Raw genomic sequence first — 5,965 nt, 5'->3', positions numbered from 1 at the left:
GACTGGCCCGTTGCCTCAGGAGCGTGGAGGCCGGGCCGCGCGGGCTTGCTCGCGCAGCATGAAGAGGTAGAGACTCTCCACCTTCTCGCGCGCCCAGGGGGTCTTGCGCAAGAACTTGAGGCTGGAGCTGACGCTCGGGTCGCTGGTGAAGCAGCGGATGTTGATCTGCTCGGCAAGGCCGGGCCAGCCGAAGTGGGCCACCAGTGCGTTGAGCATCTGCTCCAGCGTGAGGCCGTGCAGCGGGTTGCGCGCTTGGGCGTTGTCGCCCATCTCAGTTCACGTACAAGAGCACGGTGAGGTAGTGGCAGGCCGTGCCCGCCAGCACGAAGAGGTGCCACACGCCGTGGGCATGGCGCCAGCGCTCGTCGTTGGCATAAAAGACGATGCCGGCGGTGTAGAACAGGCCACCCGCCACCAGCCAGGCCAGGCCGGCGGTGGGCAGCTCTTGCACCATGGGCACGGCCGCGATGAGCCCGAGCCAGCCCATCGCCACATACAGCGGCACCGAAGGCACACGCTCGCGGCCCAAGGCCAGCTCCTTGACGATGCCGATGACCGCCAGCCCCCAGACCGTGCCGAACAAGGCCCAGCCCCAGGGTCCGCGCAGGGTGACCAGGGTGAACGGTGTGTAGGTGCCGGCGATCAGCAGGTAGATGGCGCAGTGGTCGAACTTGACGAACACACGCTTCGCCGCTCCACGCACGCTGTGGTAAAGCGTCGAGGCACCATAGAGCACCACCATGGTGGCGGCGAAGATGCTGGAGCTCACCACCTTCCAGACGTCGCCATTCAATGCGCTTTGAGTGACGAGTACGGCAGCGCCGGCGGCGGCAAGCAGCAGGCCGGCGAGGTGGGTGAAGCTGTTGAAACGTTCTCCGTGGTACATGGAACGAGCGTCGGTGAAGAGGATGACGCGATTGTGTCAGCCTCGTGCGGCGTCGTCAGCCGCAGCATCCGCTGGCATCATTCCGGCCATGACTGCCAGCCTCACCCCGCCCTTTGTCGCCCCCGCCGAGTTGAAGGCCCGCCTGGCGCAGGCCGGCCATGCCGCCATCAGCGCTGCGGGCTTGTGCACGCTCATGCCCTGCGAGTTGTCGGCATTGCAGGCCTTGCAACCCAGCTGGGACGACCTGCCGCCCGACGCCTACCTGCGCGACGGCGGCCACTACCGCCGCCGTCGCCACGCCTGCTTTGTGGTCGAAGGCGACCGCGTCACGCAGGCCCCGCACCGCGCGCACTGGCAGCCGGTGGAATACAACGCCTTGCACGGCGGGCTGGAGCGTTGGTTCGAGCCGATCACGCCGCAGATCGTGGCGCAGCCGGTGTGGGCGCAATTGCTGGGCGCGCTCAGCCGCACCTGCTCGGCGGTCAAGGGCGCGCGGCCCTGGTTTGTCGAGGCGCACCAGTTCCGCATCGACACCACCGATGGCATCGGCCGGCCCACGCCCGAAGGTGCACACCGTGATGGCGTCGACTTCGTGGCCGTGATCCTGGTCAACCGCAGGGGCGTGAAGGGCGGTGAGACGCGCGTGTTCGAGGCCGCCGGGCCGACCGGCATCCGCTTCACCATGGCCGAGGGCTGGACGACACTGATGCTCGACGACGAGCGGGTGATCCACGAGAGCACGCCGATCCAGCCGCTGGCCGAGGGCGGGCACCGCGACACCTTGGTCATCACCTTCCGCGCCGGCGGGTTTCAGGGGAAATAGAAATAGCGAGAAATAGCGCGCGGAGTACGCTGCAGCATGGCCGAATACCAGATCAAGCTCGAAACCCTTTCCGTGGCGGGTCTGGCCATGCAGGTTCGCTCCCTGCTCGACAAACAGCAGTTTCACGACCCTGATGGCGAAGCCGAGCGCATCGGCATCTCGTCGGCCACCTGGCCCTTGTTTGGTTTGGTGTGGCCGTCGGCCCTGGTGCTGGCGGCGCATCTGCAACATGCCGAGCTGGGCGAGCGCCGCATTCTCGAGGTGGGTTGTGGCCTCGGCCTTGCCAGCCTGTCGCTGCACCGCCGCCATGGCAACGTGACGGCCAGCGACTGCCACCCGCTGGCCGGTGCGTTTCTCGGTGAGAACCTGCGACTCAACGTGCTGCCAGAGCTGCCTTACCTGCATGGGGACTGGTCGGCGGTGAACGAAAACCTCGGCCGTTTCGACCTGGTCATCGGCAGCGACGTGCTCTACGAACGCGACCAGCCGAGCCTTCTCGCGGCGTTCATCGAGCGCCATTCGCAGGCGGCAATGGAGGTGGTGATCGTCGACCCCGACCGTGGCAACCGGCCTCGCTTCAATCGCCTGATGCATCAGCTGGGTTTCGAGCGTGAAGAGTTCAAGATCGACTGCCTGCCCGACGGCAGCACGCCGTACAAAGGGCGGGTGCTCAGCTATGCGCGCACGGCCCGGCCGCTATCGGCCTAAGGTCTGCTGCAAAAAGAGAATCGTCGCGTAGAACTGGTAGTCGGCGTTTTCCTTGCGCGCAAACCCGTGGCCTTCGTTTTCGGCGCGCAGGTACCACACCGGTGTGTTGTTGGCGCGTGCACGCGCCACGATCTGCTCGGCTTCGGTGTAAGGCACACGCGGGTCGTTCTTGCCTTGCACCACGAAGAGTGGCTTGGTGATGCGGTGCGCGTTGGTCAGCGGCGAGATCTTCTCCAGAAAGCTGCGCATCGCCGGGTCGCGCTCGTCGCCGTATTCCACCCGTCGCAGGTCGCGCCGATAACTTTCGGTGTTCTGCAAGAAGGTGACGAAGTTGGAGATGCCCACCACGTCGATGGCACCCGCAATGCGGTCGGCGTAATGCGTGCTCACTGCCAGGCTCATGTAGCCGCCGTAGCTGCCGCCGCTCACGATCACTTTCGATGCGTCGAGCTGCGGCTGCGTCGCCACCCAGTCGAGCAGGGCGCCGATGTCTTTCACCGAGTCTTCGCGCTTCATGCCGTCGTCAAGCGAGAGGAAGCTCTTGCCGAAACCGCTGGAGCCGCGCACGTTGGGTTGGATCACCGCCATGCCCAGCTCGCTGATGAAGTAGTTGGTGCGGCCCATGAAGCCCACCGTCGCCTGGCCTTCGGGCCCGCCGTGGATCACGATCATCACCGGCCGCTTGCCGCTGAAGCGGTCGGGGGGCAGGTTGATCAGGCCCGAGATGCTGCGCCCGTCAAAACTTTTCCAGCGCACGATGCCCTGGTCGCGAAAGCTTTTCATGTCGACGCCCGGCGGCGCGTAGGGGCGGGTCCACGGCGTCACCTGGCCATCGGGCAAGCGGGTGAAGAGCTGGCTCGGGCCTTGGGCGCTGTTGATCGAGAACGCCAGCTCGCCGCTGCGGCGGTTGAAAGCGGTGGTGCCGACGCTGCCCGGTGGCACGGTGGGAACCGACAGCTCCTTCAGCGTGTTGCCGTCGAACAGGCGCAGCTCGTCTCGGCCGTCGATGTTGAGTTGTGCGGCGATGAGCTTGCCATCGGTCGTCGCGGCCATGCTGCTCACGTCCCACGGGATGTGCGCGCTCATGCGCGTGAGTTGGCGGTCGCTGAAGCGGTAGGCCATCAGCTCGCGAAACTCGCCGGCGCGGTCGCTGATGACCAACAGGCCGGTACCGCCCGGCAGAAACTCACCCGCGAAGTAGGTGGCGCGCTCGTTGTTGCCGGGCGCGGGCAAGACCTGGCTCGCCTGACCGCTGGCGAGCTCGAGCAGCCACACCTGCGACTCGGTGGCCGAAAGGTAGCGGGTCAGCGCCAGCTGCTTGTCGTCGGGTGACACACCACCGGCGAACCAGCCGCCACCGTCGAGTTCGGCGACCTTGCGCGTGGCCTGCGGGTTCAGCGGGTCCATCAGGCGAAAGGTCGTCGTCACCTTGCTGCGGGTGCCGCCTTGTGCCGTCTTGTCCAGCGGCACGGAGGCGGTGAGCAGTTGGCTGCCGCGGTGCAGCCAGCCTTGCAGGTTGTGGCGCTCGCTGGAGTCGCTCAACAAGGTGGTCTGCTTGGTGGCGAGGTCCAGCCGGTACAGCTGGTCGGCTTCGCTGCCGCCCACGCTGCGCTCGAACACCAGGTACTTGCCTTCGCGCGGCTCGTAGCTTGCCGTGTTGACCGGGTCGGCCGAGTCGGTCAGCGGCTCCAGCTCGGCCATCGCATCCTTCAGGCGAAACAGCTGCGTGGTGTTGCCACCGGCTGGGCGGTGCGACACCACCATCTCGCGCTGCAACGGGTGCCAGTCGGCGAAGCCATGGCCGCGAAAGTCGTTGTATTTCGCCACCTCTGCAGCCAGGCGCGCCGGGACAGGCGGGATGCCTTGCGTCACCAGGTTGGCGTTGGGTGCAAGCACCGCCGCGGGCGGAGGCGGGGTGGTGCAAGCCGACAAAACGACGACCGCAGCCAGTGCAAATTTCTTCATCCGGTGAACCCCCAGCATGTGACGTGGGGGCATTGTGGCGCGACCGATAATCTCCCGGTTCTTTGGCTGCCGAGACTCTGCGTGCTGACTTTCATCCGACGACTTGTGACCTCCCTGCTGCGCCTTCTGATGATTGCCGCCGGCCTGGTATTTGCCGCCGTGTTGCTGGTGGCGGGCCTCACGTTCACGCTGCTGCTGCTGGTGTGGAGCCTGGTGCGTGGTCGCCGCCCCCGTGTGGTGAGGTTTCGCGCCGCGCCGGGCTTCGGGGTGCGGCGTGAGACGACGCAAGCTCAGGGCGATGTGGTCGACATCGAGGCACGGGAGGTGCCCGATGCGCCTCTGCCCCATGCGCGCGATCCACGCCCCTGACGTGGTGCCCTGAGGGCTGCCGCCCTCAGGGCTGGTACACCCGCACGTAGTCGACTTCCATGCGGGCCGGAAAGGAGGCGTCGGCGGGCGTGCCGCCCATGATGCCGCCGACCGCCACGTTCAGCAGCAGGTACTGCGGGTGGTCGAAGGGCCAGCTCCCGTAGGCCGCGCCCGACGGTTTGACATAGGTGTAGTAGGTGAAGTCGTCCACGCCCCAGGTGATGGCGTCGGCGGTCCACCGCACCTGGTAGCGGTGGAAGGTGTTGCAGGTGTCCGCCACGTTGGTATGGGAGCCCCTGCCGTTGCCACCGTTGAAGTCACGCATGTGGGCGGTGCCGTGGATGCGTCCCGGCTGCCAGCCGTTCTGTTCCATGATGTCGATCTCGCCGTCGTCGGGCCAGGTGCCGCGCGTGCCGAGCATCCAGATCGCCGGCCAGGTGCCCATGCCGCAGGGCAGCTTGGCGCGAACCTCGAAGAAGCCGTAGGTCCATGCAGCCAGGCCCCGGGTGAGCAGCCGCGCCGAGGTGTAGTTCTGGCCGCCGAAGTCGGGCGCCGACGCGAGGCGCTCGCGCAGGGCCGTGATGATGAGCGAGCCGTTTTGTACGCGTGCGTTCTCGGGTCGGCCGGCCGAGTAGTACTGCAACTCGTTGTTGAACCACCCGTCCCGGTTGCGAAAGGTGTCGTAACCCCATTTCGCAGGATTGGGCAGCCCGTCGACATCGAACTCATCGCTCCACACCAGCCGGTGCCCGGCGGGAATGCCACCTGTGATCGGCGTGGCTTCGGCAGGGTCGGAGCCGCCGCAGCCGGAGGCCACGGCGGCCGCCAGCCAGATGCAGGGTGAGAGGGCTGCTTTCATCGGTTTCCTTGGAGGGAGTCGGTGCACGGGTCAGTCGCTCACGCGCACCCAGTCGTAATAGGCCGGGCCGCTGCCACCGGAATAGGTGCCGACGAAGGACACGGCGTTGGCCGAGTTGTTGCCCACCCAATGGTTGAGCATCAGCCGCATGGGGGTCGAGATGTTGGTGTTGACGCGGCGGAATTCTGTCTCCGCGCCGTTGGATTCGTTGACGTGGAACCAGCGCACGAAGGTCGGGCGCCATTCGAAGCCGATGGTGCGCCAGCCGTTGGCCACCGAGAACTGCCGGTAGTTCTGCTGGCCCGCCGTCCAGACGTTGGTGTGCAGCGTGCGGCCGCCGTTGATGAACTCGATG

The 5,965-nt window shown here is 66.5% G+C and carries 8 protein-coding genes; 3 read left to right on the top strand and 5 right to left on the bottom strand.

Going from position 1 to position 5,965, the window contains the following annotated elements:
* Positions 1-15: 15 nt before the first annotated feature.
* Complete coding sequence (locus tag RMO40_RS24810) at positions 16-270, bottom strand: VF530 family protein (RefSeq protein WP_309726526.1); 255 nt, start codon at positions 268-270, stop codon at positions 16-18.
* A 1-nt stretch (position 271) separates the two neighbouring features.
* Positions 272-886, bottom strand: coding sequence for a PAQR family membrane homeostasis protein TrhA (trhA, locus tag RMO40_RS24805; protein WP_309726524.1), 615 nt, complete (start codon positions 884-886; stop codon positions 272-274).
* Positions 887-974: 88 nt separating this feature from the next.
* Between trhA and RMO40_RS24800 the strand changes: the two genes are divergently transcribed.
* Together RMO40_RS24800 and RMO40_RS24795 are read left to right on the top strand one after the other, a co-directional pair.
* The gene (locus RMO40_RS24800) at positions 975-1,709 is read left to right on the top strand and encodes a 2OG-Fe dioxygenase family protein (protein ID WP_309726522.1); all 735 of its coding nucleotides are present in this window, start codon (positions 975-977) and stop codon (positions 1,707-1,709) included.
* A 36-nt stretch (positions 1,710-1,745) separates the two neighbouring features.
* Positions 1,746-2,417: a methyltransferase domain-containing protein gene (locus tag RMO40_RS24795; protein WP_309726520.1), complete on the top strand. Its 672-nt coding sequence runs from the start codon at positions 1,746-1,748 to the stop codon at positions 2,415-2,417.
* Here RMO40_RS24795 and RMO40_RS24790 read toward each other — a convergent pair.
* Positions 2,406-4,382, bottom strand: a complete 1,977-nt coding sequence (locus RMO40_RS24790; protein WP_309726518.1) for an alpha/beta fold hydrolase — start codon at positions 4,380-4,382, stop codon at positions 2,406-2,408. The two genes, RMO40_RS24795 and RMO40_RS24790, sit on opposite strands and share 12 nt — an antisense overlap.
* Positions 4,383-4,487: 105 nt before the next feature.
* On the opposite strand from RMO40_RS24790, the gene RMO40_RS24785 reads away from it, so the two are divergent.
* Positions 4,488-4,751 (top strand): hypothetical protein, encoded by a 264-nt coding sequence (locus tag RMO40_RS24785; RefSeq protein ID WP_309726517.1) that lies wholly within the window; start codon positions 4,488-4,490, stop codon positions 4,749-4,751.
* 25 nt (positions 4,752-4,776) lie between these two features.
* On the opposite strand, the gene RMO40_RS24780 is transcribed toward RMO40_RS24785, so the two are convergent.
* Together RMO40_RS24780 and RMO40_RS24775 are read right to left on the bottom strand one after the other, a co-directional pair.
* Positions 4,777-5,610 carry a family 16 glycosylhydrolase gene (locus tag RMO40_RS24780; protein ID WP_309726515.1) on the bottom strand — a complete coding sequence of 278 codons (834 nt, stop codon included), beginning with the start codon at positions 5,608-5,610 and terminating at the stop codon, positions 4,777-4,779.
* A 30-nt stretch (positions 5,611-5,640) separates the two neighbouring features.
* A partial coding sequence (locus RMO40_RS24775) for a family 16 glycosylhydrolase (protein WP_309726513.1) occupies positions 5,641-5,965 on the bottom strand: 325 nt, incomplete at its 5' end.

Source organism: Rhizobacter sp., from assembly GCF_031412075.1.
Lineage (GTDB): Bacteria > Pseudomonadota > Gammaproteobacteria > Burkholderiales > Burkholderiaceae_C > Rhizobacter.
The sequence above is the reverse complement of the archived record's forward strand: the minus strand, read 5'-3'. Positions and strand labels throughout refer to the sequence as shown.